This window comes from Polaribacter haliotis, assembly GCF_014784055.1.
GTDB lineage: Bacteria > Bacteroidota > Bacteroidia > Flavobacteriales > Flavobacteriaceae > Polaribacter > Polaribacter haliotis.
Genome location: NZ_CP061813.1, coordinates 2,986,849 through 3,012,256, shown reverse-complemented (window position 1 = coordinate 3,012,256; position 25,408 = coordinate 2,986,849). Strand labels below are relative to the sequence as shown.

Annotated in this window: 19 protein-coding genes; 17 read left to right on the top strand and 2 right to left on the bottom strand. The window is 30.0% G+C overall.

Features of this window, described 5'->3' with window-relative positions:
* The first annotated feature begins 17 nt into the window (after window positions 1–17).
* A complete protein-coding gene (locus H9I45_RS12925; protein WP_088353872.1) occupies window positions 18–1,232 on the top strand; it encodes a carboxypeptidase-like regulatory domain-containing protein in 1,215 nt (404 codons plus the stop codon).
* Between the two features lie 77 nt (window positions 1,233–1,309).
* On the opposite strand, the gene H9I45_RS12920 is transcribed toward H9I45_RS12925, so the two are convergent.
* Together H9I45_RS12920 and H9I45_RS12915 are read right to left on the bottom strand one after the other, a co-directional pair.
* Window positions 1,310–2,548 carry a glycosyltransferase gene (locus tag H9I45_RS12920; RefSeq protein WP_088353871.1) on the bottom strand — a complete coding sequence of 413 codons (1,239 nt, stop codon included), beginning with the start codon at window positions 2,546–2,548 and terminating at the stop codon, window positions 1,310–1,312.
* On the bottom strand, window positions 2,549–3,022 hold the full coding sequence (locus H9I45_RS12915) for a heme-binding domain-containing protein (protein ID WP_088353870.1): 474 nt from the start codon (window positions 3,020–3,022) through the stop codon (window positions 2,549–2,551).
* A 134-nt stretch (window positions 3,023–3,156) separates the two neighbouring features.
* Between H9I45_RS12915 and lpdA the strand changes: the two genes are divergently transcribed.
* The 16 genes from lpdA (at window position 3,157) to H9I45_RS12835 (ending at window position 25,408) form a co-directional block, all read left to right on the top strand.
* A complete protein-coding gene (gene lpdA / locus H9I45_RS12910) occupies window positions 3,157–4,557 on the top strand; it encodes a dihydrolipoyl dehydrogenase (RefSeq protein WP_088353869.1) in 1,401 nt (466 codons plus the stop codon).
* 237 nt (window positions 4,558–4,794) lie between these two features.
* Complete coding sequence (locus H9I45_RS12905; protein ID WP_088353868.1) at window positions 4,795–6,012, top strand: hypothetical protein; 1,218 nt, start codon at window positions 4,795–4,797, stop codon at window positions 6,010–6,012.
* 22 nt (window positions 6,013–6,034) lie between these two features.
* Complete coding sequence (locus H9I45_RS12900) at window positions 6,035–7,330, top strand: anthranilate synthase component I family protein (RefSeq protein ID WP_088353867.1); 1,296 nt, start codon at window positions 6,035–6,037, stop codon at window positions 7,328–7,330.
* Window positions 7,331–7,508: 178 nt separating this feature from the next.
* On the top strand, window positions 7,509–7,748 hold the full coding sequence (locus H9I45_RS12895) for a hypothetical protein (RefSeq protein WP_088353866.1): 240 nt from the start codon (window positions 7,509–7,511) through the stop codon (window positions 7,746–7,748).
* Entirely contained in the window at window positions 7,745–8,566 is an 822-nt protein-coding gene (locus H9I45_RS12890) for an alpha/beta hydrolase (RefSeq protein ID WP_088353865.1), read from the top strand. Before H9I45_RS12895 ends, H9I45_RS12890 begins: the two co-directional genes overlap by 4 nt.
* A gap of 176 nt (window positions 8,567–8,742) precedes the next feature.
* Window positions 8,743–10,056, top strand: coding sequence for a tRNA lysidine(34) synthetase TilS (tilS, locus tag H9I45_RS12885; RefSeq protein ID WP_088353864.1), 1,314 nt, complete (start codon window positions 8,743–8,745; stop codon window positions 10,054–10,056).
* A 51-nt stretch (window positions 10,057–10,107) separates the two neighbouring features.
* Window positions 10,108–11,487, top strand: a complete 1,380-nt coding sequence (locus H9I45_RS12880; protein WP_088353863.1) for a TlpA family protein disulfide reductase — start codon at window positions 10,108–10,110, stop codon at window positions 11,485–11,487.
* Window positions 11,488–11,510: 23 nt separating this feature from the next.
* Window positions 11,511–13,487 carry a protein-disulfide reductase DsbD family protein gene (locus H9I45_RS12875; protein ID WP_088353862.1) on the top strand — a complete coding sequence of 659 codons (1,977 nt, stop codon included), beginning with the start codon at window positions 11,511–11,513 and terminating at the stop codon, window positions 13,485–13,487.
* Between the two features lie 54 nt (window positions 13,488–13,541).
* Window positions 13,542–13,934, top strand: coding sequence for a hypothetical protein (locus H9I45_RS12870; protein ID WP_088353861.1), 393 nt, complete (start codon window positions 13,542–13,544; stop codon window positions 13,932–13,934).
* Window positions 13,935–14,069: 135 nt separating this feature from the next.
* Window positions 14,070–16,649 (top strand): phosphoenolpyruvate carboxylase, encoded by a 2,580-nt coding sequence (locus H9I45_RS12865; protein WP_088353860.1) that lies wholly within the window; start codon window positions 14,070–14,072, stop codon window positions 16,647–16,649.
* Window positions 16,650–16,802: 153 nt separating this feature from the next.
* Window positions 16,803–18,338 carry a YifB family Mg chelatase-like AAA ATPase gene (locus H9I45_RS12860; protein WP_088353859.1) on the top strand — a complete coding sequence of 512 codons (1,536 nt, stop codon included), beginning with the start codon at window positions 16,803–16,805 and terminating at the stop codon, window positions 18,336–18,338.
* 69 nt (window positions 18,339–18,407) lie between these two features.
* On the top strand, window positions 18,408–20,621 hold the full coding sequence (gene bglX / locus H9I45_RS12855) for a beta-glucosidase BglX (protein ID WP_088353858.1): 2,214 nt from the start codon (window positions 18,408–18,410) through the stop codon (window positions 20,619–20,621).
* A gap of 594 nt (window positions 20,622–21,215) precedes the next feature.
* Window positions 21,216–22,619 carry a glucuronate isomerase gene (uxaC, locus tag H9I45_RS12850; RefSeq protein WP_088353857.1) on the top strand — a complete coding sequence of 468 codons (1,404 nt, stop codon included), beginning with the start codon at window positions 21,216–21,218 and terminating at the stop codon, window positions 22,617–22,619.
* A 110-nt stretch (window positions 22,620–22,729) separates the two neighbouring features.
* A complete protein-coding gene (locus H9I45_RS12845; RefSeq protein WP_254712584.1) occupies window positions 22,730–23,608 on the top strand; it encodes a TRAP transporter substrate-binding protein in 879 nt (292 codons plus the stop codon).
* A gap of 1 nt (window position 23,609) precedes the next feature.
* Window positions 23,610–24,101: a TRAP transporter small permease gene (locus H9I45_RS12840; protein WP_088353855.1), complete on the top strand. Its 492-nt coding sequence runs from the start codon at window positions 23,610–23,612 to the stop codon at window positions 24,099–24,101.
* A gap of 2 nt (window positions 24,102–24,103) precedes the next feature.
* Window positions 24,104–25,408 (top strand): TRAP transporter large permease, encoded by a 1,305-nt coding sequence (locus H9I45_RS12835; protein ID WP_176397551.1) that lies wholly within the window; start codon window positions 24,104–24,106, stop codon window positions 25,406–25,408.

The window sequence follows — 25,408 nt, the reverse complement described above, 5'->3', positions numbered from 1 at the left end:
AGACTTTAAAAAAAATCATGAAACATAAAATCCTACTTTTATTCATATTCATCTCCAATTGTATGTTCGCACAAATTACAATTACAGGAACTGTGTATGATAAAAACGGGCCTTTAGAAGGAACTGCAGTGTATTTTAACAATACAATGGTTGGCACAACTACAAATGAAAATGGTGAATTTTCTATAAAAGCTAAGGAAGGACAATATGAATTAATTGTTTCTTATTTGGGCTATAAAACCATAAATTATCCTTTAAAAACATCAACATATAAAAACCCTTTAAAGTTTACTTTGTTGGAAGATGAAAATATGCTGAGTGAAATTGTAATTCGTAAAACGGTTTATGATGATGAATGGAAACACAGCCTTATTCGTTTTAAACAAGAATTTATTGGACAAACAGAATTGGCTGAAGATTGCAAAATCTTAAATCCGAAAGTGTTGCATTTTGAGTATGATGCAAAAAACAATATTCTTACGGCTATTGCTAGAGAACCTTTAGAAATTAAACATAAAAAATTAGGCTATAAAATAACGTTCGATTTAGAAAGTTTTATCATTAATAAAAATTATGTAACCTATTTAGGCTATTCTCGATACGAAAATTTAAAAGGCAGTAAAAGGAAACAGCGCAAATGGAAAGAAAACAGATTAAAAGCGTACAATGGTTCTTTTACACATTTTTATCAATCTTTAATAAAAAATACGACGTACAAAGATGGTTTTATTGTGCATCAATTTAAAAGAGTCTTAAACCCAGAAAGACCAACTGAAAAACAAATTAAAAACGCAAGAGAATTGGTAAAATTAAATCGTTCTCGAATCAATTTTTCTAAGAAAATCGAAGAACCAAAAACTAGTTTAGATACTGCTTTAGTGGTTTTAAGAAAAGCCAGATTACCAAAATCTAAAGATTATTTATACAAATCTAAAGTTCCAGTAAACGAAATAATTACCAAAGAAAATGGAGCTTATTTTTTGAGTTTCGAGAATAATATTAGTGTTGTTTACACAAAAGAATTAGAAGAAAAAGCCTATATTTTAAGAAAAGCTTTTAGCAAACCTAGAAAAGCATTGCCACAAACCTCTTCTGTAATTCCTTTAGAAAGACCTATTGAAATAGACAGAAATGGACTTATGGTAAACCCACTAAATGTTTATTACGAAGGTTATTGGTCTTATGAAAAATTTGCAAATTCTTTGCCTTTGGATTATGAACGTGGAAAATAAGTATGCAGTCTTCAATTTGCAGTAATCAGTCAGTTATTCACTTCTAACTAAAGACTGTTTTACTGAATACTAAAATGCTACGCATTTTTCGCCTCAATCCATTTACTCATATATTTTGTAGCCTGCAAAGTTTGATGTTGCAACAAACTTCCTATAAAATTATTTGTTCTATGGTTTTCTAAATAATGTTGAATTTCTTCAACTTTATTGAAAAATAATTGTCCGTTTTTTTCTTTGGTGTAAATATTGTTGATGATGTTTACTCCATTATTTTGAGCAATTTTCCAAGTTTCTTTCTCTAAATATAATATAATGGCTTTTTTAGAAAACTCAGTAAAATTATCTTCAACAAAACCATTCCAATACAAATCTTCAGCCATCCCTTCTACTCCAATTGAAGTCGTTACACTTGGCGTTCCACAAAGCATTGCTTCTGTTAATTTCCCTTTAATTCCTGCTCCAAAATTAATAGGTGCTAAAACTACTTTTGCATTTCCAACAACTTCATTTGCATTTTCTGCAAAACCTTTAATTATAAAACCTTCTTTTTTATTGTGAAGTTGCTCTATTTGCTGATTTATATAAGCACCATAAATATGCAATTCCGATTTTGGTAATTGTTTTCTAATTTCTGCCCAAACTTCATTTTTTAAAGTTAAAACAGCATCTACATTTGGCTTGTGGAAGAAATTTCCTATAAAAATAAAGTGTTCTCTTTCTTCAAAATTTTTCCATTTATTTTGATGATTTTCATCAATTTCATCAAACAAAAAAGGCAAATACATTAAAATTGAAGCATCTATTTTGAAAGTGTTTTTCAACAATTCCATTTCGAAAGTGGAAATAATTAAAGACAAATCGCATCTTAAAATAGCCGCAATTTCTCTTTTTGTGATGTCTTGTTTTAGTAGTTCGTCAATAGAAAAATCTACACCCTTTTTTAAGTAGATTTCTCTTGTTTTTCGCAGACAATGTAAATCTTCTGTATCTAAAATTCGGATTGCTTTTGCACAGTTTTCTGCAACTCGCCAACCAAATTGTTCTTCCATCATAAATCGATCGAACAACACAATTTCTGGTTGCAATTCTCTTATAAAAATGTCGAAAGAAACATTATTTAATTCAATAGAAATTTCATCAATTCCCAAAGATTTTAAATCGATTGCTTTTTCACTTTTTATAGAGGGTGAAGCAAAGGTAATTTTATAATCTCGTTCTAAAAATTGATTGATTAACTGCAACATTCTCTTTCCTGCTGCAGAAGAATTGGGTTCTACCCAAACGTAACCAATTATTAAAAGCGATTTTTTTTGCAATTATTTAGCTTGCATTTGAAGTTTATAATCTGCCTGTACTTTTTTACCCCAAGCAACAACTGTTGCAATTTGTTCTGGTGTTAAATCCGCATCTGAATGTGTGTATGTATAAGACTCTAAAGGCATTTCTCCTTTTTCTACTTCTTCATGTAACTCATCCATTTTATGCTCTTTTCTTTTTAGAGAATATTCGCTCCATTTAGAAAAGTTTAAATGTTTTTTACCATTTTTAATATGGTCTTCTAACCAATAATTTACAGGTGTAATATTATTGTACCATGGATAAGTTGTTTTGTTGCTATGACAATCGAAACAAGTAGTTTCTAATATTTTCTTTACATCTTCTGGCGGATTTGTTTCTTGTAGAAAAGTAGATACAGAAGCTAAATCGCCATCATTTTTTTCCGGCCCAAAAAACTGAGAAATTACAAGAACAATTAACAAGAAAACAAGTACTTTTTTTAGAATCTTCATATCTAGAAATTAAGAATAATTTATGTTGTAAAACTAATAAATTCTTACTTTATTTTATGAAAATATGCGTATTTTTGTGAATTATTATTAGAAATTAAACCAAAAGGTTACAAAAAACGCAAATAAACTTACTTATGAAATACGATATTATTGTAATTGGTTCTGGTCCTGGAGGATATATTGCTGGAATTAGAGCTTCTCAATTAGGTAAAAAAGTAGCAATTATAGAAAAATATTCAACTTTAGGAGGAACCTGTACCAACGTAGGTTGTATTCCTTCTAAAGCTTTATTAGACTCTTCTCACCATTATTATGATGCCGTAAATCATTTCGAAGATCATGGTATTTCTGTTGAAAAACCAACTTTCGACTTTGGTAAAATGGTTGACAGAAAAGCTAAAATTGTAGAAACAACTACTGGTGGTATTAAATACTTAATGGACAAAAACAATATTGATGTTTTTGAAGGTTTAGGTTCTTTTGAAGATGCTACACACGTAAAAGTAACAAAAAACGATGGTTCTTCTGAAGTAATTGAAGGAACTAATATTATTATAGCTACAGGTTCTAAACCTTCTACTTTACCTTTTATTACTTTAGATAAAGAAAGAATAATAACTTCTACAGAAGCATTAAAATTACCAGAAGTACCAAAACATTTAGTTGTAATTGGTGGTGGTGTAATTGGTTTAGAGTTAGGTTCTGTTTACAAACGTTTAGGTGCAGATGTTACAGTTGTAGAATATGCCGCAAAAATTACACCTACTATGGATGCTGATGTTTCCAAAGAACTTCAAAAAGTTTTAAAGAAGCAAGGAGTTAAATTTGCAGTTAGTCATGGTGTTACAGCTGTAGAAAGAAATGGAAATGAAGTTACTGTAAAAGCAAATAATAAAAAAGGCGAAGAAGTTACATTTACCGGAGATTATTGTTTAGTTGCTGTTGGTAGAAAAGCATATACTACTGGTTTAGGTTTAGAAAAAGTGGGTGTAGAAGTTAATGAACGTGGGCAAGTTTCTGTAAACGATCATTTACAAACCAATGTTTCTAATATATACGCAATTGGAGATGTTGTTAAAGGTGCAATGTTAGCACACAAAGCTGAAGAAGAAGGTGTAGTCGTTGCAGAATATTTAGCTGGCGAAAAACCGCATATAGATTACAATTTAATTCCTGGTATTATTTACACATGGCCAGAAGTTGCCGCTGTTGGTAAAACAGAACAAGAACTAAAAGATGCTGGAGTAGTTTACAAGGCTGGTAAATTTTCTATGAGAGCTTTAGGAAGATCTAGAGCTAGTGGAGATTTAGATGGTTTTGTAAAGGTTTTAGCAGATAAAAATACAGATGAAATTTTAGGAGTTCACATGGTTGGTGCACGTGTTGCAGATTTAATTATGGAAGCTGCAGTTGCAATGGAATACAGAGCATCTGCAGAAGATTTGGCAAGAATTTGTCATGGTCACCCAACCTATTCTGAAGCTGTAAAAGAAGCTGCAAAAGCGGCTTGGGATGGAAAACCTTTAAATGCATAATTTTTAAATATTTCTTTTTTTAAATATTTAAATTCATATATGAGACCTTTTGAGTTTGTAACTTAAAAGGTCTTTTTATTTGGTTTTTTTGTGGTTTATTGTGATGTTTTTAGACACAGATTTCACAGATTTAGATGTAAATAATTTTCACTAAACTCTTTTTAATATTGAACCTTAAACTCTGAATTTTAAATTTTGAACTCTTTTCAGAACACAAACTTTGCTTATTTTTACAAAATGCAGAAAATAATTTTCTCTTTTTTATTTTTAGTGATTTCTATTTCCTCTTTTGGGCAAAAGAAAGATTCTATTCAATTAAAAAACGGGATAGACAAACCGAGTATGTTGCCAATTCATCATTTTGGGTTGTTTTCTGCAAGAATAAATCAGAATTTTAAAGTACGTCCACCACAAAAAATGACATTGAATTTCTCGTTGGCAAGTGCAAATACGTTTCATCCTTTTGTGGAAATGTATTTACCAAAAGATGAAGCCACAAGAAATCAACTTCGTGAACAAACTTGGTTTAACAGAAATTTTTACAGAGACCAACAAACAACACCTTCAGAATATGAAAACATTATTGTAGACGCTGTTTTTAAAAATTTTAGAATCGATTTTAATACAAAAATTGGCAAAAGCCATGAATTGGGTATTTCACTTCGCTCCTATTTAATAACCAAAGGAAAATATCCGTTTTCTTTTTTTACAAGTGATGAAACTATAGAATGGTTTCATAGCAATATTGCTGGTGGAGAAGATCCTTTTGGACGAAAATATTATGGATTAAATCAAGTGAATGTTCGTTATCAAGATAGAAATGGAAGAAAATTGGCACTAAAAGACGGACAATTTATTTTTGCAGGAATTGAGGTAAATCATTTTTATTATCCAGATTTTATCTCCTTGAAAAAAAGAAATATCTCAGTGAATTTTGGCTCGCATTTTGGTATTAATACTTCCAAAGATAATCCTTCTTTAGATTTTGGTTTTTCTGGAAATATTATAAAAAAATGGAGTTTAAAAAATACAAATGAAATTAGAACTTCTTTCGGTTCTGCAATTTTAAGAAGAAATATTGTCGATTTTAAAGAAAATGTTCAACTTGGAAACAACAACTATTTATTGAGTTTCGAAGGAATGTTAGAGTATACAAAATACACTCGAAAAGGGAATTACCATTCTATTTCTGCAAATTATCAAATTCAATCTAGTTTTAGCAGAAGAGACGAAGCCAACTACTATCAATTGGTTGGTAAATGGCAAGAAATACATTCTGGCTGGCAAAATGGATTCGAGAAATTGTACGACTATCAATCTGCTTGGAGTTGGATTTACACATATGGAAGAGAAAATTACAGTTTTTCCATCTATTTAAAAGAAGATTTATCTTTAAATAATTCTCCTGATATTCAAACAGGAATCAGTTTAAAAATTCCTATTTCTAACAAATAAGATTTGTATTTTTACCGAGAATATGCAAAGAACCATTCGTACTTTTTCTGTTGAGAATATTTCTAATTTCAAACAAAACCTTTTGTCTTGGAGTCAGCAATTTGAAACCGCAATTTGGTTAGACTCCAACAATTACGAACAACAATATTCTAGTTTCGATGGTGCATTGGCTGTAGAAGAATTTACTTCCATAAAAACGGATTATCATCAAGCTTTCGATAAATTAAAAGAATACCAAACCATTACCAAAGATTATATTTTCGGATATATCTCTTACGATGTAAAAAACGACGTAGAACAACTTTCTTCGAAAAATTTCGACGGTTTAGACTTTGCTGATTTGTTTTTTTTTCAGCCTCAAAAACTCCTATTTATCAAAGGAAATACCATTGAATTTCATTATTTAAAAATGGTAGATGATGAGATTGAAAGCGATTTTGAAACTATTTATCAAACTGAGCTTGTCGAAGCTTCTTCTAAAACCGACATTAAAATAAAACTAAGAATTCACAAAGACGAATACCACCAAAAAGTCACCAAAGTTTTAGAGCATATTCACAGAGGAGATATTTACGAAGCCAATTTTTGTCAGGAATTTTATGCAGAAAATTCAACCATAAATCCCATAGAAGTTTACAAACATTTAAACCAAATTTCAGAACCACCTTTTGCTACTTTTTTAAAAATTGAGCATCAATATGCATTGTGCGCTTCTCCTGAGAGATACATTCGAAAAGAAGGCGAAAAAATTATTTCGCAACCAATAAAAGGAACTGCAAAAAGATTAATAAGTGCAATTGACGATGCCAAAATTGCATCCGATTTATCGAGAGATATTAAAGAACGTGCAGAAAATGTAATGATTGTCGATTTAGTAAGAAATGACCTATCTAAAACCGCCAAAAAAGGAAGCGTAAAAGTCGAAGAATTGTGCAAAGTATATTCTTTTAAACAAGTGCATCAAATGATTTCTACTGTGGTTTCCGAAATCGAAAAAAACATGCATCCTGTAGAAGTTTTAAGAAGTACTTTTCCAATGGGAAGTATGACTGGCGCTCCAAAAGTTTCTTCGATGAAAATTATCGAAAACTTGGAAGAAACCAAACGTGGACTCTATTCTGGGACTGTTGGTTATTTCACGCCAGAAGGCGATTTCGACTTTAATGTAATCATTCGAAGCATATTATATAACGAAGAAAAAAAGTATATTTCCTATTCAGTTGGTGGCGCAATTACTGCAAAATCTAGCCCTGAAAAGGAATATGAAGAGTGTTTATTAAAGGCAAAAGCAATGCGTTTCGCTTTGTTGAATTCTTAGTGAATTTTCAATGTTTTTTTTGGAGCTATTTCCAGCTTTCGTTACTCGCTTTTTATCTCTTTCCAAGAGATAAAAGAGCTCAAACAGGCCACTCAATCTGGGCTAAGCATTTTTGCCAACTTTTAGCTTTTAAGAACCACAAACTTATAAAAACATTTTCTTTACTTATCTTTACTTTATGATTACGAACCAAGACGAAAAATTCAAAAAAATATTCGATAAATTAGAAGACAAACCAACAGAACAAAATATGTTTAATGGTTATTTAGCGTTATTTCCAGAAGAATGGAAAGAGCGAAAAATTTTGTATTCTAAATTCAACAGAAGTAAACAATTTGGCAAAACAATTCCCTTACCAAAACCAGAAGTTTCTTTGCGAAAAGAAATTCGAGTTTGGTTAAAAAAACAAAACTCATGACACACGATACATTCAATTTTAGTATTTACAAGACCAAATTTTTTGGACAATATTGGAAAGCAAAAGAAACAAAAGCTGTAGTAGTTTTAGTACATGGAATGGGAGAACATTCCACTCGATATGTTCATGTTGCAAAAAAACTTACATCAAACAACTATTCTGTGGTTGCTTTCGATCATTTTGGTCATGGAAAAACCGAAGGAAAACGTGGGCATAACCCCAATTTTGAAGCTGTTTTAGAAAGTATTTCTAAAACCATAGAAAAGGCAAAAGAACTGTTTCCAAACAAACCTATTTTCTTGTATGGACATTCCATGGGTGGAAATGCAGTGATTAACTATACCTTAAAAAAACAACATTCTTTAAAAGGAGTTGTTGCTACAAGTCCGTTTTTAAAACTGGCATTTAAACCACCAGCAATAAAATTATTTGTTGGTAAAATACTTCAAAACATTATTCCTTCTTTAACAATGGGCAATGAACTGGATGTCAATGCAATTTCTAGAGAAAAAAGAGAGGTCGAAAAATATATAGAAGACCCTTTAATTCATGCTAAAATAAGTCCTAATTTTTCTATAAAATTTATTGAAACTGGAAAATGGGCGATTGAAAATGCGCATCAACTAAAAGTTCCAATGTTTATTTTACATGGAAAAGAAGATAAAATTATCGATCATAAAGGAAGCATAGACTTTTCTAAAAACACTAAAAACGCTACTTTAAAATTGTTCGAAAATGGATATCATGAATTGCATAACGATTTATGCAAAGAAGAAATGCTTACTGATATTGTAAATTGGTTGAATTCTCAAATTTAATTTACGAATTAAAGGTTTGCCACGAATTCACGAATTTTTCTTTACAGTAGATTATAAAAATTGATGAACATTAATTTTTTAAAAATCTAGTTAATCTAAAAGTATGAGTTTGATTTACAGCCTTTCGAAGTTGTTGAAACATTATCTTTAATAAATCATTACTTTTGAGACCATAAATGCTTCAAAAATTCAAAGAACATATCAACAAAAAGTTTCCTTTTTTAAAGGAGCAAAAAATCTTAATCGCTATTTCTGGTGGTGTAGATTCTGTGGTTTTAACACATCTTTTAAAAAAATTAAATTTTGATATTTCTTTGGCTCATTGCAACTTCAATTTACGAGAAAAAGAAAGCGATTTAGATGAAAATTTTGTAAATAATTTATCAAAAAAACTAGATATTGATTGTTTTACAACATCATTCCAAACCAAAGAAATTTCAAAGGAAAACAAAGAATCTACTCAAATAACTGCAAGAAATTTGCGCTATGAATTGTTTCAAAAATTAATAGAAGAAAACAGTTTCGATGTTGTTTTAACTGCACATCATTCAGACGATAATTTAGAAACTTTTCTAATCAATTTAACACGTGGAACAGGTTTAGAGGGTTTTACTGGAATTCCAGAAATTAATGGAAATATTGTGCGTCCGCTTTTGGCTTTTTCTCGTGAAGAAATTGTCAATTTTGCAACAAAAAATAATATCGATTGGCGAGAAGATAAAAGCAACGCTTCTACAAAATACACACGAAATAAAATAAGACACAACGTAATTCCTGTTCTAAAAGAAATAAACCCAAGTTTATTAGAAACATTTTCAAATACCATTAAAAACTTAAAGGAAAGTCAGCAAATTATTGATGATAAAATTGGTGATATTTCTAGAGAAATTATTTCAAAGAAAGAAGGTTTTTTAAAGTTTGATGTTTCTAAACTTCAGCAATTATCAAATCCAAAGGCGTATTTATATCAACTTTTAAAAGAATATAATTTCATGGAATGGAATGATGTTTTTCAGTTATTGAGTGCTCAAACTGGGAAACAATTATTTTCGAAAACGCATGTTTTATTAAAAGATAGAGATTTTTTAATCCTTTCTAGAATTGAAGAAAAAAATACTGCAACTTCTTACTTTATTGAGAAAAACATTTCAAAAATTACAGAACCATTTCTTCTTAGCATTAAAAAAGTAACAGAAATTTCCGAAGAAACTAAAAATAACATTTTTGTGAATGAAAATGCTTTAGAATTCCCATTAATCATAAGAAAATGGGAAAATGGCGATTATTTTTACCCAAAAGGAATGCAAGGTAAAAAGAAGTTGAGTAAATATTTTAAAGACGAGAAAATGTCGCTTTTAGAAAAAAACCAAACTTGGTTGCTTTGCAACAATAATAACGATATTATTTGGGTGATTGGTAAAAGACAAGATCGTAGATTCTATGTTAAGAATATGCCAAAAATCATCAATATTAGCATTCTAAACTCTTAGCAAGAAAGGTTTTTGTATCTTTATCTCTTCAATTTAAAATACCAAAATCTTATGAAAAAATTTGTCCTTTTATTAGCGATTATAACAATGGTTTCTTGTGAACCTGAGAAGAAAGTAGATTATGCTCTTATTTCTGGAAAAATCGAAAATACTACAGCAAAAAAATTGACTGTCCACAGTCAATTAAATTGGGGAAATAAAAAAGAAATTACCTTATCTGAAGATGGTTCTTTTGCAGATACATTAGCTTTAGGAACAGATTTATATGTCCTAAGAGAAAACAATAATATGAGTGAATTGTATCTTCCAAATGGATCTGAATTAAATATTACATACGATTCAAAAAAGAAAGATTCAACTGCTCAAATAACAGGTAGTAATAATGCAGTTAATAATTATATACTTCAAAAAGGAAAATTAGCTTCTGATTTGATGGGAGATCAAAAAGAAATGTTTTCTAAAAACGAAGCTGATTTTAAAGAGCATGTTTTAAAAATAAAAGTTGGTGAAGAAGATTTAATTAACAATACAGATGGTATTTCTGAAGACTTTAAAACCAAAGAATTAAAAAATATTAAGTACAACTATCTTTCTTTCTTAAAAAATTACAAATCTTACCATGGTTATTATACTAAGAATAGAGAATTTGAACCTTCTGAAGGCTTTTTAAGTGACCTAGAGGGTTTAGATATAGAAAACGAGAGCGATTTCCTATTTTCTCAATCTTACAGAATGTTAGTAGGTTCCGAACTTAGAGATAAGTCGAACGATTTGGTTAAAAAAGATTCTACTATTGCAAGAGATATTGCTTATTTAAAAACTATTACAGGCTTAAAAAGTCAGAAAATTAAAAACAACTTATTGTATGCAGATGCTCAATATGGAATTACATATACAGAAGATTTAGAAGATTATTATTCGATTTACAGCAAAAATTCTACAGACGAAGTTAACAACGCAAAAATTGATGCTGAGTATAAAAAAATCATGTCTTTATCGAAAGGAAATCCTTCTCCTAAATTTACAGATTTCGAAAACAATGCTGGTGGCACAAAATCTTTAGACGATTTAAAAGGTAAATACGTTTATATAGATGTTTGGGCAACTTGGTGTGGGCCTTGTATTGCCGAAATTCCATCTTTAAAGAAAGTAGAAAAAGAGTTTCACGATAAAAATATCGAGTTTGTAAGCATTTCTATTGATACAGAAAAAGACTACGAAAAGTGGAAAAAAATGATTGTTGATAGAGAATTAGGTGGTTTACAATTAATGGCTGATAACAATTGGGATTCTAAATTTATACAAGATTATGGAATCAAAGGAATTCCTCGTTTTATATTAATTGATCCACAAGGAAACATCGTTAGTGCGAATGCTCCAAGACCTTCAGATAAAAAATTAGTGGAGACTTTAAATGATTTAAATCTTTAATATTTCATAAATATTAAGTTACTATGAAAAAAGTTTTTTCCATTTTCCTGTTATTTATTACACTCTCTATTTTTTCTCAAACTGAAGAAAACCCGATTGTTTGGAAATCTTCAATTAATAAAGTTTCTGAAACTGAATACGATTTAATTTTTGAAGCAGATCTTTTTCCTGAATGGCATTTATATTCTCAATATAATCCTGAAGGTGCATCTATGCCATTGAAAATTTGTACTTGTTATACAGATGAAGAGGTTGGCTTTAAATTAATTGGAGATGCTAAAGAAAGTGAAACTCATAAAGAGTACACTGAAGTATGGGAAAAAGAAGAAATTTTCTTCAAAGATTACGCCAAAATAACACAAAGAATTAAAGTTGAAGACCCTAAAATAGAGATTATAAAAATTAGTCTTTTAGGGCAAGTTTGTAAAGAAGCTTGCATCCAAATAGACGAAACTTTTTCTTTTTCTCTTAAAGATAATAAAGAAGTAACAGAAACTATTTCTTTGGATAATAAAAGTAAACTTTTATCGAAAAAACTAAAATTAGATTTAAAAAATACGGCTCTTTTAAAAACAGATTCAAAGGAAGATACTGAAACTAATAGTTCTTTATTTAATATCTTTTTCTTAGGTTTTGTTGGTGGATTATTAGCACTGTTAACACCTTGTGTTTTCCCAATGATTCCTTTAACAGTTTCATTTTTCACCAAACAATCTCAAAGTAAAAGAAAAGGAGTTTCTAACGCTATTTTATATGGTATTTTTATTGTTGCTATTTATATCTTATTAAGTTTGCCTTTTCATTTTTTAGATAGTTTAGATCCAGAAATCTTAAACACCATTTCCACAAATGTTTGGTTAAATATTTTCTTCTTTGCGATATTGGTATTTTTCGCAGGTTCTTTCTTTGGGTATTACGAAATTACACTACCAAGTTCTTGGGGAAATAAAATGGATTCTGCTTCCAGTATTGGAGGTATTATCGGTATTTTCTTTATGGCATTAACGTTGGCAATTGTTTCATTTTCTTGTACTGGACCAATTTTAGGTTCTTTATTAGCAGGCTCTTTAACTTCAGATGGTGGAGCCATGCAACTTACGGCAGGAATGTCTGGTTTTGGAGTTGCTTTAGCTTTACCTTTTGCCTTATTTGCACTGTTTCCAAGCTGGTTAAATTCTTTACCAAAATCTGGTGGATGGCTAAATACAACCAAAGTAGTTTTAGGTTTCTTAGAATTAGCATTGGCATTTAAGTTTTTATCAAACTCCGATTTAGTTGGACATTGGGGAATTTTTAAACGTGAAATTTTTATTGGAATTTGGATTATTATTTTCTTCGGACTTGGATTGTATCTTTTAGGTAAAATTAAATTCCCACACGATTCTCCAATTAAAAAACTTTCTTTTTCTAGAGTTTCATTTGGTGTTTTAGTAATGGCTTTTGTTATTTATTTAATTCCTGGAACTTTTAAAAATCCTACATGGAATTTAAACGCTTTAAGTGGTTTTCCACCTCCGCAATTTTATAGTATTTACGAACAAGAAAACGATTGTCCTTTAGGTTTAAATTGCTACAAAGATTTCGATGAAGGTTTGGCTGTTGCAAAAGAAACCAACAAACCAATTCTTTTAGATTTTACAGGTTGGGCTTGTGTAAATTGTCGTAAAATGGAAGAAAACGTTTGGAGCAATCCAGAAGTTTATAACATTCTTAAAAATGAGTATATTTTAATATCCTTATATGTAGATGATAATGAAAAGAAGCTTCCAGAAGATGCTCAATTCGATTTTAAGAAAGCGAATGGCAAAATTAAGCAGATAAGAACTTATGGAGATAAATGGTCTACATTTCAAGTTGTAAACTTTAAAAATGCATCTCAACCTTATTATGTTTTAATGAATGCCAATTTAGAAATTTTAAATACACCTCAACAATATACAGATACAGAAACCTATAAAGATTGGCTACAAAAAGGGATAGAAAATTTTAATAAAAAGTAAGAATTGGTACAAATATTGATAGAAATACATCAATCAATCTCAACCTATTAAATTATGAAAAAACGTAATCTATTTTTGTTCTCTGCCTTATTTATTAGTATTTCTTTATTTGCTCAAAAAACAGATCTTACAAAGAAAGAAAAACCTCTTAGTATTTATACTTTCGAACTTGAAAAAGATGTCAATAGTTTTTCTGCACTAAATAAAAAACTAGATTTAGAAGGTTTGGAGTTTGTAACTGTAGATGCTTTTGATATTGAAAATAATATAATGGTTATAAATTCTAAATTTATTGGTAAAAAACCTTCTGTTTTTATTTATGATGATTATAATAAATATCAAAATGAAAATTTTTTAAAAGGTTTTTTATTGAAAAATGATCCAACAAGATGGAACCTTCATTTGATTCAAAATAGAATTCAGCCATACTTCTTAAATAAGCAATAATTATAGGTTTTATCATTTTACAAAATTACACCCTAAATTTATATCGTTTTCGTAATTAAAAAACTAATTATTACCATAAACCTAAGTTTTGTAACTGTCCTTTTTTGTAGCTTTACCTTATAAAATTTATAAAAAATGTCTACGTTACCAAAACTTTCACGATTTAATGAGAATGTGTTGTCTAAATACCAAATTTACAACAGTATTTTCATGACCTTACCTTTCGATACAATTAGCAATACTGGTGTTTTCTTGCCATTATTTCATAAAGTATGTAAAAAAGGATTTCAAGAAGGTAAAAATCCTACAGAAATTGTAGAAACATTTTTTAGAAAGTATCAAGAAAACCCTTCAGAAAAAGAAAAAACCGATTTACTATTTCGCTTCATTCAATATATAGAACGTCAAGTTGTTTTATTTGATGCAATTGAAGACGCCGCATTTCCTATTGTAAATAATATGGATGGGGTTGGTACTTTAAGAAGTTCGGAAGAATTGGCAATTTTAGGAAATAAAAAAGAAGAATTAAAATCGTACTTAGAGGAATTTAAAGTACGTGTGGTTTTAACTGCACATCCAACACAGTTTTACCCTGGATCTGTTTTAGGAATTATTACAGATTTAGATAAAGCAATACAAAACGACGATTTACTTTTAATTAAAAACTTGTTAGCTCAATTAGGTAAAACACCATTTTACAAAAAAGCTAAACCTTCTCCTTTTGATGAAGCCGTAAGTTTAATTTGGTATTTAGAGAATGTATTTTATGATTCTGTATCTAAAATCTACAATTATATACAGAACAATATTTACGATGGAAAACCAATAGATAACGAAATTATAGATTTAGGTTTTTGGCCAGGAGGAGATAGAGATGGAAACCCATTTGTAACTACAAAAATCACGTTAGATGTTGCAGAGAGATTGCGTCAAACTATTTTAAGAAATTACTATAGAGATGTTAGAAGATTAAAAAGACGTTTTACTTTTGATGGGGTTCAAGAAATTTTATCAAAAGTTGAAAAAAGATTATACAAACACGTTGTTAGAAGTTACACAAAAGTAAATTTTAATCAAAAAATACTATTAGAAGAATTAGAAAAAGCGAGAGAAATTATCGAAACGAAACATCAATCTTTATTTATTGATGAATTGAATGACTTTATCAATAAAGTTAGAATTTTCGGTTTCCATTTCGCTACTTTAGATATTAGACAAGATAGTAGAGTGCATCACACAGCATTTACGCAAATCGTAAAAGATATGCAAGAAATGGGCGATACTACTTTCCCAAAAAACTACATACATCTTTCTGAAGAGGAGCAAATAGAAATTCTTTCTTTGGTAAAAGGAAACATAGATCCTGCGAATTTAACGGATGAGATTTCAGTAAAAACAATCGAGTCTATGTATGCACTAAAAGAAATACAATCTAGAAATGGAGAACGTGGTGCAAATCGTTACATTATAAGTAATAATCAAACTGCTTTAAATGTAATGGAAACTTTTGCCATGTTAAATTTATGTGGTTTCGAAAATGAATTGCCAGTAGATGTTATTCCACTTTTTGAAACTGTAGAAGATCTAATAAATGCAGAAGATGTAATGCGAACTTTATATTCTAATAGAGTTTACAGACATCATGTATCTAAAAGAAAAGACAAACAAACTATTATGTTAGGTTTTTCTGACGGAACAAAAGATGGTGGTTATTTAATGGCAAATTGGGGAATATTTAAAGCAAAAGAAGCGCTTACAAAAGTTTCCAGAGAATTTGATATCGAAGTAATTTTCTTTGACGGACGTGGAGGACCTCCTGCAAGAGGTGGAGGAAAAACACATCAATTTTATGCGTCTTTAGGTCCAACTATCGAAGATAAAGAAATTCAATTAACGGTTCAAGGACAAACAATTAGCTCTAACTTCGGAACAAAAAATTCTTCGCAATATAATTTAGAACAATTATTAAGTTCTGGAATTAAAAATGAAGTTTTTACAAAAGATCAATTAAATGACGATCACAGAAAATTAATAGACGATTTAGCTTCTACAAGTTACCAAACTTATGTAGATTTTAAAAATCATCCGAAATTTTTACCTTATTTAGAAAAAATGAGTACGTTAAAGTACTATGCAAAAACAAATATTGGTAGTAGACCAAGTAAACGTTCTTCGTCTGCAGAATTAGATTTCTCTGCTTTAAGAGCAATCCCTTTTGTAGGTAGCTGGAGTCAATTAAAACAAAACGTTCCTGGGTTTTTTGGAGTTGGAACTGCGTTAAAAAAATACGAAGATGCGAATCGATTTGATGAAATTGTAGAATTTTATAACGCCTCAGATTTCTTTAAAACCTTACTAGAAAATAGTATGATGAGTTTAACAAAATCTTTCTTCGAATTAACAGCATATATGGCTAATGACAAAGAATTTGGCGAATTTTGGAAATTAATTCACGAAGAATTTAAAACTACAAAAAGGTTGTTATTAAAATTGGCTGGACATACAGAACTCATGGAAAATTTCCCTGTAGGAAAAGCTTCAATTGAAATAAGAGAGCAAATTGTTTTACCATTATTAACAATTCAGCAATATGCGTTAAAGAAAATCCAAGAATTACAAAAAACGGAAGGAAACTCAGAGGAATTAGAAATCTTCGAAAAAATGGTAATGCGTTCTCTTTTTGGGAATATTAATGCAAGTAGGAATTCTGCTTAAAATCTAATTATAGCATCCTTGTTATAAATTAAAATTAGGTTATTTCTAAATTTAGAAATAACCTAATTTCTTTTTTTTATAAATGTTTGATTTAAAAATAAATAATTTAAATAATCATTTTTTTCTTTACCTTTAACGAAAGAGAAATAAAATATGCTGGTTAAAGTTTTTGGTTCTGCTGTTTTTGGCATAGAAGCAACCACAATTACTGTTGAAGTAAATATAGATAAAGGTGTTGGGTATCATTTAGTAGGTTTACCAGATAATGCTGTTCGCGAAAGTTCTTTCAGAATTTCTGCAGCTTTAAATAATAACAATTACAAACTTCCTGGTAAAAAAATAATTATAAATATGGCACCTGCAGACATTCGTAAAGAAGGTGCTGCTTACGATTTAACTTTGGCTATGGGTATTTTAACTGCATCTAACCAAATAAAATCCACTAACATTAACGAGTATATTATTATGGGAGAACTTTCTTTAGATGGAAGTTTGCAACCCATAAGAGGTGTTTTACCTATGGCAATAAAAGCGCGTGAAGAAGGTTTTAAATACTTTATTCTCCCAAAAGCGAATGCCAAAGAAGCAGCAATTGTAAGCGATTTAGAAGTTTTAGGTGTGGAGAATATTATGGAAGTGATTAATCATTTCAACGAAGACAAAAAAATTGAACCTACAATTGTAGATACAAGAGCAGAATTTTATAAAAATATCGATTTTCCAGAGTTCGATTTTTCCGATGTAAAAGGACAAGAATCCATAAAACGCTGTATGGAAATTGCAGCTGCTGGTGGACATAATATTATTTTGATTGGCCCTCCAGGATCTGGAAAAACAATGTTAGCAAAACGATTACCTTCTATTTTACCACCAATGACTTTGCATGAAGCCTTGGAAACTACAAAAATACATTCTGTAGTTGGTAAAACTAAAAATGAAGGTTTAATGTATCAAAGACCTTTTAGGAGTCCACATCATACGATTTCCAATGTCGCTTTAGTTGGTGGTGGGCAATATCCAAGACCTGGAGAAATTTCACTTTCGCATAATGGTGTTTTATTTTTAGATGAATTGCCAGAGTTTAAAAGAGACGTTTTAGAAGTAATGCGTCAGCCTTTAGAAGATAGAGATGTTACGATTTCTAGAGCAAAATTTACAGTTACTTATCCTTGTAGTTTTATGTTAGTGGCAAGCATGAATCCGAGTCCAAGTGGTTTTTTTAATGACCCAAACTCTCCTATGACCTCTACCCCACAGGAAATGGAACGTTATTTAAGTAAAATTTCTGGACCACTTTTAGATAGAATAGATATTCATATCGAAGTAACTCCAGTTCCTTTCGAAAAACTTTCCGAAGAACGAAAAGGAGAATCTTCTGTTGAAATAAGAAAACGTGTTACAGCTTCTAGAGAGATACAATCTAAAAGATTTGAAGAATTTGAAAACGTACATTACAATGCTCAAATGAATGTAAAACAAATTAGGAAATACTGTAAATTATCTGAAGAGAGTTTAACTCTTTTAAAAACAGCGATGGAAAAACTAAACCTTTCTGCAAGAGCTTACGATCGTATTTTAAAAGTTTCTAGAACCATTGCAGATTTGGCAAATGCAGCAGCTATTTCTCCAGACCATATTGCAGAAGCAATTCAATACAGAAGTCTAGACAGAGATGGTTGGTTAGGCTAAAGATAACTTTTTAAGGCATTACTCTTTCATATTAAAAACAAAACAAACTTTACTATTTTTAAAAAAATTATGACCCGTAAATTATTTATATCTACCTGTATTATTTCAATATTTTTTCTTTTTTCTTGTAATAAAAAGAAGAACACAAAAGATTCAATTATAGAAGATTTATTAGCTAAAATGACCATCGAAGAAAAAGTTGGGCAGTTAAACTTAATCCCTTTTGGTCAATTTTATCCAAAAGACACAGTATATAAATGGATAAAAGAAGGTAAAGTTGGTTCTATTTTAAAATCGAATGGAGCTAAAACAAATTTAGAAGTTCAAAAAGTTGCTGTAGAAGAATCTCGTTTAGGAATTCCTATTTTATTTCAAGAAGACGTAATTCATGGATATAAAACTATTGCTCCAATTCCTTTAGCAGAAGCCGCAAGTTGGGACCTTCCTGCGATTAGAAACTCAGCAGCAATTGCAGCAAGAGAAGCTTCTGCTGCTGGCTTGCATTTAACTTATGCACCAATGGTAGATATTGCCCAAGAAGCACGTTGGGGAAGAATTTTAGAAGGTGCTGGAGAAGACCCATATTTAGGAAGCTTAATTGCCACTGCAAGAGTAAAAGGGTTTCAGGAAAGCAATGGAAAACATCAAAATTTATTGGCAACTGTAAAACATTATGCTGGTTATGGAGCCTCTTTAGCGGGTAGGGATTATAATATTCAAAATTTTTCTGAACGAGAATTAAGAGAATTACATCTCCCTCCTTTTAAAGCTGCAATTAATGCTGGTGTTTCTAGTGTAATGTCTGCATATACTGCATATGATGGAGTTCCTGTAGTTGCCAATAAATATTTAATGAATACTATTTTAAGAGAAGAATTAAAGTTCGATGGTTTATTAATGACAGATTGGATGACAATTACCAATTTAGTTGCTTCTGGAATCGCAAAGAATGATACTATTGCTGTTAAAATGGCTATTGAAACAGGACATGATATGGATATGTCTTCAAAAGTATATTTAAAAATCTTACCTTCTTTAATTAAAAATGGAACTATTTCAGAAAAACAATTAAATGATAGAGTTCGAAAAGTTTTAAGATTAAAAGAAAAGGCTGGTTTATTTGAAAACCCATATGCTTTTTTTGATGAAAAAAGAGAAAAAGATGAATTGATGTCTCCGAAAAACTTAAAAGAAACCAGAGAAATGGCAGCTAAAAGCATGGTTCTTTTAAAAAATGAAAATAACACCCTTCCATTATCTAAGAATCAAAAAATTGCGATTATTGGTCCTTTTGCCAAATCTCAAAAAGACCTATTAGGCTGGTGGTCTGCCAAAGGAGAAGCTAAAGATGTAGTTTCGATTTTTGACGGAATAAAAGCGCAAATGAATAATAATAAAATTTCATATGCACAAGGTTGTATCGTAGAAAATTTTGAAATTAAAGGAGAAGAAATGATTGCTGAAGCTGTTGCTTTGGCAAAAAAATCGGACGTGGTTGTTCTTGCTTTAGGAGAAAAAGAATGGATGAGTGGCGAAGGTGGTGGAGTTGCTTCGTTGTTATTACCTGGAGCACAACAGAAATTATTGGATGCACTTTCAAAAACAAAAACTCCAATAGTAAGTGTAATAATTACTGGTCGTCCATATGTTTTAACAGATGTTGCAAAAAAATCTAGCGCTTTGCTACAAGCTTGGATGCCTGGAACTACTGGCGGAAATGCTGTTGCAGATATTCTTTTTGGGGTTGTAAATCCAACTGGAAAATTACCAGTATCTTTTCCTTATCATCAAGGGCAAGTTCCTATTTTTTACAACTACAAAAGAACAAGCCATTCTTTTAATGCTGGTACTGGCAATAATAGATACAGTACAACCCATAGAGATATTCAAACTGAACCTTTATATCCTTTTGGGTATGGACTAAGTTATACAAATTACAAGTATAAAAATATTCGTTTAGATAAAAAATTAATGTCTATTAATGATAGTGTAAAGGTTTCTATAGATATTACAAATACTGGCGATAGAAATGGAGAAGAAATAATTCAACTATATATTTTTGATAAATTTTGCTCTGTAATGAGACCTTTTAAAGAATTAAAAGATTTCAAAAAAGTAGCTTTTAAGTCTAAGGAAACAAAAACAATCGATTTCTACGTTACCAAAGAAAAGCTACAGTTTATAGGAATTAATAACAAAGAAACTATAGAAAAAGGAGATTTTGAAGTAATGATTGGTCCAAATTCATCTGAATTACAAAAAGTAACATTTACTTTAAAGTAGGTTTTGTAATATTTTCAAAAAATAAAGCATAAAAAAACCGAATTGTTCTTACAATTCGGTTTTTTTTTTAAACTTTTATTGGGAACTGGACTCAAACAAGATACCATCAGGTTATAGTTCGTCTAAAACGTCCAAATTTTATACTATATTTTAATTAAATTGTCTTCGACAAATTTCTACTTTTATTTATAATTAATTTCTAATCAAATATGTAATATTTTTTAGTATAATAATTCTTACTTATTCAAGTAAAAAAGACAAGTATTTATAATATGTTAATAAGCTTAAAATTAAAAGTTTACTGTCTGTAACCTTTAACAATTAAAACAGCAAATTACTTTAGTAATTTTAATTCATTCTATCTTCTCCGTTAATTTTTCATTTATTACAAAAACAACTACTAATCATAGTTATACAAATAAAATAAAAGCATAAATTGAATGTAATAATCATAAACCATTTAAATTAAAATAATTAAATATTAGTTATATGGAATTTTATTTTATATTTGTGCAATCGATTACAATTTAACAATATTAAATACTTTTCATAAGATAAGGTATACTTCTAACGAAGTATTAAAAAAGAAAACTAATGATTAAAAATTTTATTCACGATAATTTTTTGTTAGAAAATAAATACGCTGAAGAATTATATCACAACTATTCTAAGAATCAGCCCATAATAGATTATCACAATCACCTACCTCCTAAAGAAATAGCTGAGGATAAAACATTTAATAATATAACAAATATTTGGATAAATGGTGATCATTATAAATGGCGTGCAATGCGTACTTTGGGTATTAATGAAAAGTTTATTACAGGAAATGGAACAGATAAAGATAAATTTTTAAACTGGGCAAAGACAGTACCTTACACAATGCGTAATCCTTTATATCATTGGACCCATTTAGAGTTAACAAGATATTTTGGTATTACAGTTTTATTAAACGAAAAATCAGCAGAAAATATTTGGGAGCAAACCCAAAGTCAATTAACATCGGGTTCTTTTAGCACTAGACAATTATTGAATAAAGTAAATGCAGAATATGTTTGTACAACAGAAGATCCAACAGACAATTTAAAATACCATCAAGCAATAAAAAAATCTAATTTTGACGTAAAAGTTGGAACTTCTTTTAGACCAGACAAAGCAATTTTAATAAATGCTAAAGGTTATAATGAGTATGTAAATTCTTTAGGAAATGCTGCCGCAACAACTATTTCTACTTATAATGATTTATGTGATGCATTAAAAAATAGAATCGATTTCTTTGATAAAAACGGATGTAGCGTTTGTGATCATGGATTAGATAAAATTTATTTTGAAACTTTTACAGAAGCAGAAGTAAAAGCAATTTTTGCGAAGAAAAGAGAAGGCAAAGTAATTTCTAACATAGAAGCTCTAAAGTTTCAAAGCGCTATCTTATTATTTTTAGCAGAAACTTACCACGAGTATGGTTGGGTACAACAGTATCATTTAGGAGCATTAAGAAACAACAATGCACGTATGCATCTTATTTTAGGACCAGACACAGGCTGGGATTCTATTGGAGATTATTCTCAAGCACAAAAGTTATCGGCATTTTTAAATGCTTTAGACAGTAAAGATAAATTAACTAAAACTATTATCTATAACCTAAACCCTGCAGACAACGAAGTAATGGCTACCATGATTGGCAACTTTAATGATGGTAGTGTAAAAGGAAAGGTACAATTTGGTTCTGGTTGGTGGTTTTTAGATCAAAAAGATGGAATGACAAAACAGTTAAACGCACTTTCTAATATGGGTTTAATTAGTTGTTTTATTGGTATGCTTACAGATTCTAGAAGTTTCTTGTCTTTTCCTAGACATGAATATTTTAGAAGAATACTATGTAATCTTTTAGGCGATGAAATTAAACGAGGAGAATTACCAAATGATATGGAATGGATTGGTAAAATGGTTTCTGATATTAGCTATAATAACGCTAAAGAATATTTTAAATTTAATTAAATAAAAATATTAGTATGCGAATTAAAATAATTCTATTAATTATTCTTTTTACAGGCATAGTGTCTTGTAAAAAAACAAATAATTATAAAGTTCTTTACCTGGGTCATACCTTGCCACAAACTCACCCTGTACACAAGGGTATTTTAGAATTTAAGAAGTCTTTAGAAAAAAAATCTAATGGTACATTAAAAGTTAAAATTTTTCCTGACGGCCAATTAGGATCAGAAAGAGAAACTTTAGAGTTATTGCAAATTGGTAGTGTTGCTGCCACCAAAGTCAGTGCAGCTATATTATCTAACTTTGTTCCTGAATACAATGTGTTAGGAATTCCATATCTTTTTAGAAATAAAGTACATCAATTTAGTGTTTTAGAAGGGGCAATTGGTAAATCAATTTTAGAAAAAGGATCTAAATTTTGGTTACGGGGTTTATGTTACTACGATGCTGGGAGTAGAAGTTTTTATACAAGCAAAAAAGCAATAAGAACTCCAGAAGATTTAAATGGCCTTAAAATTAGGGTACAAAATAATCAAATGGCTATTAATATGGTAAATTCTATGGGAGGTGCTGCTACACCTTTAGCTTACGGAGAATTATATGCTGCTATTCAACAAGGTGTTGTAGATGGTGCAGAAAATAACCCACCTTCTTTTGTTTCTTCAAATCATTACGAAATAAGTAAATATTACACGTTAGATGAACATTCTTCTGTACCAGATGTATTATTGATAGGTACTAAATACTGGAATAAACTGTCTAAACAAGAAAGAATTTGGGTACAAGAGGCAGCAGATGAGTCAGCTCAAGCTGAAAAAATATTTTGGAAAGAATCTGTAGATCAGTCTCTAAAAACTATAAAAGATTGGGGCGTAGAAGTTATTATTCCAGAAAAATCATTGTTTGCAGAAAAATCTAAAAACGTTGTAATAAATTTTGTGAAAAAATTCCCAGAAATGGGCAAATTAGTAAAAGAAATTAAAAATAATTAACATGAATAAATATGAGGTTACTTTTAATAAAGTTAACAAAATTCTTGAATGGTTTATAATAATAATTTTTGGATTATTAGTTTTAGATGTTCTTTTCCAAGTGTTCTCAAGATATCTTTTGGGTACTTCTTTTACTTGGACAGAAGAGTTTGCTAGATTTTCATTAATCTGGATGACCATTATAGGCGCTGCTTATCTAAATGCAAAAAGAGAACACCTATCAATGGATTTTTTATACCAAAAACTATCGCTAACTAACAAAAGAAAAGCGTCTATAGTTATTGAGATTTTTATATTCCTTTTTGCACTTATTGTTATGGTTATTGGAGGTATAAATTTGGTTTATACAACCTTGCATCTAGATCAATTATCGGGTACTTTACGTATTCCTTTAGGTTATGTATATGCTGTTTTGCCATTCAGTGGTTTCTTAATAATATCTTTTTCTGTGTACCACATATCAAAAATTTATTCTAATAAAAACATTTGTTAATCATGAGTATAGAGATTATTAGTATTATCGTTTTGTTTGTAAGTTTCTTTGTGCTTTTGTTAATAAAAGTTCCAGTAGCATATAGTATTGGAATTTCCACAACATTAAGTTTATTACTAAATATTGATAAACTACCTGGATTAACAACTATTGCCCAAAGAATGACAACTGGTATAGATAGTTTTGCATTATTAGCAATACCCTTTTTTGTATTGGCAGGAGAAATTATGAAACAAGGTGGTATTGCAAATCGTCTTATTAATTTTGCAAAATCTTTAGTAGCAAGCCTGCCAGGAGGATTAGCCTATGTAAACGTATTAGCATCAATGCTTTTTGGAGCCATTTCTGGTTCTGCAGTAGCAGCAGCTTCTGCAATTGGTTCTATTATGACAGATAGAATGGAAAAAGAAGGATATCCGAGAGCGTTAAGTGCATCCATAAATATTACATCATCAACAACGGGATTATTAATTCCGCCAAGTAATATTTTAATTGTTTACGCCCTTGCTAGTGGAGGAACTGCATCTGTAGCCGCATTATTTATTGCTGGTTATTTACCTGGAATTTTACTGGGTTTTGCAATTATGGGTTACATCGCATTTATTGCAATTAGCAAAGGTTATGCAAGAGGAAAGCGTTCTACACTTTTAGAAGTTTGGATCTATTTTAGAAAAGCTTTTTTTAGCTTACTACTATTAGTAGTTGTTGTTGGCGGAATCGTAGCCGGGGTTTTCACAGCAACTGAAGCCTCTGTTATTGCCGTACTTTATGCAGCTATACTTTCTTTAATTTATGGTGACATGAAAATGAAGGATTTTCCAAAAATATTATTAATTAGCGGAAAAACCACTTCTGTTGTTATGTTTTTAATTTGTACCTCTATGGCAATGTCTTGGTTATTCTCTTTCGAAGGGATTCCAGAAATGATTAGTACTTTTTTATTAGAGTCATTAAATAATAAATTCGCCATCTTTTTAGCTATTAATATTATTTTATTAATAGTTGGTACGTTTATGGACATGACACCTGCAGTGTTAATATTTACTCCAATATTTTTACCAGTAGTAACTACTTTAGGTATGGATCCTGTTCACTTCGGAATTGTAATTGTATTAAATTTATGCATTGGTATTTGTACACCTCCTGTAGGCACCTTACTCTTTGTAGGTAGTGGTGTAGCCAATGTTTCAGTAACCAAAGTTATCAGGTCTTTATTACCTTTTTTAGCAATTATGCTAGGTGTATTAATGCTAATTAGTTTTATACCAGAAATATCAATGTTTTTACCAAGAATTTTTGGACTATAG

What these genes read in the sequence shown, in the direction of transcription:
- H9I45_RS12925 (WP_088353872.1), top strand. Translation starts at nt 18, where the DNA reads ATGAAACATAAAATCCTACTTTTATTCATATTCATCTCCAATTGTATG.
- H9I45_RS12875 (WP_088353862.1), top strand. Translation starts at nt 11,511, where the DNA reads ATGAAAAAAGTTTTTTCCATTTTCCTGTTATTTATTACACTCTCTATT.
- H9I45_RS12900 (WP_088353867.1), top strand. Translation starts at nt 6,035, where the DNA reads ATGCAAAGAACCATTCGTACTTTTTCTGTTGAGAATATTTCTAATTTC.
- H9I45_RS12870 (WP_088353861.1), top strand. Translation starts at nt 13,542, where the DNA reads ATGAAAAAACGTAATCTATTTTTGTTCTCTGCCTTATTTATTAGTATT.
- bglX (WP_088353858.1), top strand. Translation starts at nt 18,408, where the DNA reads ATGACCCGTAAATTATTTATATCTACCTGTATTATTTCAATATTTTTT.
- H9I45_RS12840 (WP_088353855.1), top strand. Translation starts at nt 23,610, where the DNA reads ATGAATAAATATGAGGTTACTTTTAATAAAGTTAACAAAATTCTTGAA.
- H9I45_RS12895 (WP_088353866.1), top strand. Translation starts at nt 7,509, where the DNA reads ATGATTACGAACCAAGACGAAAAATTCAAAAAAATATTCGATAAATTA.
- H9I45_RS12835 (WP_176397551.1), top strand. Translation starts at nt 24,104, where the DNA reads ATGAGTATAGAGATTATTAGTATTATCGTTTTGTTTGTAAGTTTCTTT.
- H9I45_RS12890 (WP_088353865.1), top strand. Translation starts at nt 7,745, where the DNA reads ATGACACACGATACATTCAATTTTAGTATTTACAAGACCAAATTTTTT.
- H9I45_RS12905 (WP_088353868.1), top strand. Translation starts at nt 4,795, where the DNA reads ATGCAGAAAATAATTTTCTCTTTTTTATTTTTAGTGATTTCTATTTCC.
- H9I45_RS12880 (WP_088353863.1), top strand. Translation starts at nt 10,108, where the DNA reads ATGAAAAAATTTGTCCTTTTATTAGCGATTATAACAATGGTTTCTTGT.
- tilS (WP_088353864.1), top strand. Translation starts at nt 8,743, where the DNA reads ATGCTTCAAAAATTCAAAGAACATATCAACAAAAAGTTTCCTTTTTTA.
- H9I45_RS12915 (WP_088353870.1), bottom strand. Translation starts at nt 3,022, where the DNA reads ATGAAGATTCTAAAAAAAGTACTTGTTTTCTTGTTAATTGTTCTTGTA.
- H9I45_RS12865 (WP_088353860.1), top strand. Translation starts at nt 14,070, where the DNA reads ATGTCTACGTTACCAAAACTTTCACGATTTAATGAGAATGTGTTGTCT.
- H9I45_RS12860 (WP_088353859.1), top strand. Translation starts at nt 16,803, where the DNA reads ATGCTGGTTAAAGTTTTTGGTTCTGCTGTTTTTGGCATAGAAGCAACC.
- uxaC (WP_088353857.1), top strand. Translation starts at nt 21,216, where the DNA reads ATGATTAAAAATTTTATTCACGATAATTTTTTGTTAGAAAATAAATAC.
- lpdA (WP_088353869.1), top strand. Translation starts at nt 3,157, where the DNA reads ATGAAATACGATATTATTGTAATTGGTTCTGGTCCTGGAGGATATATT.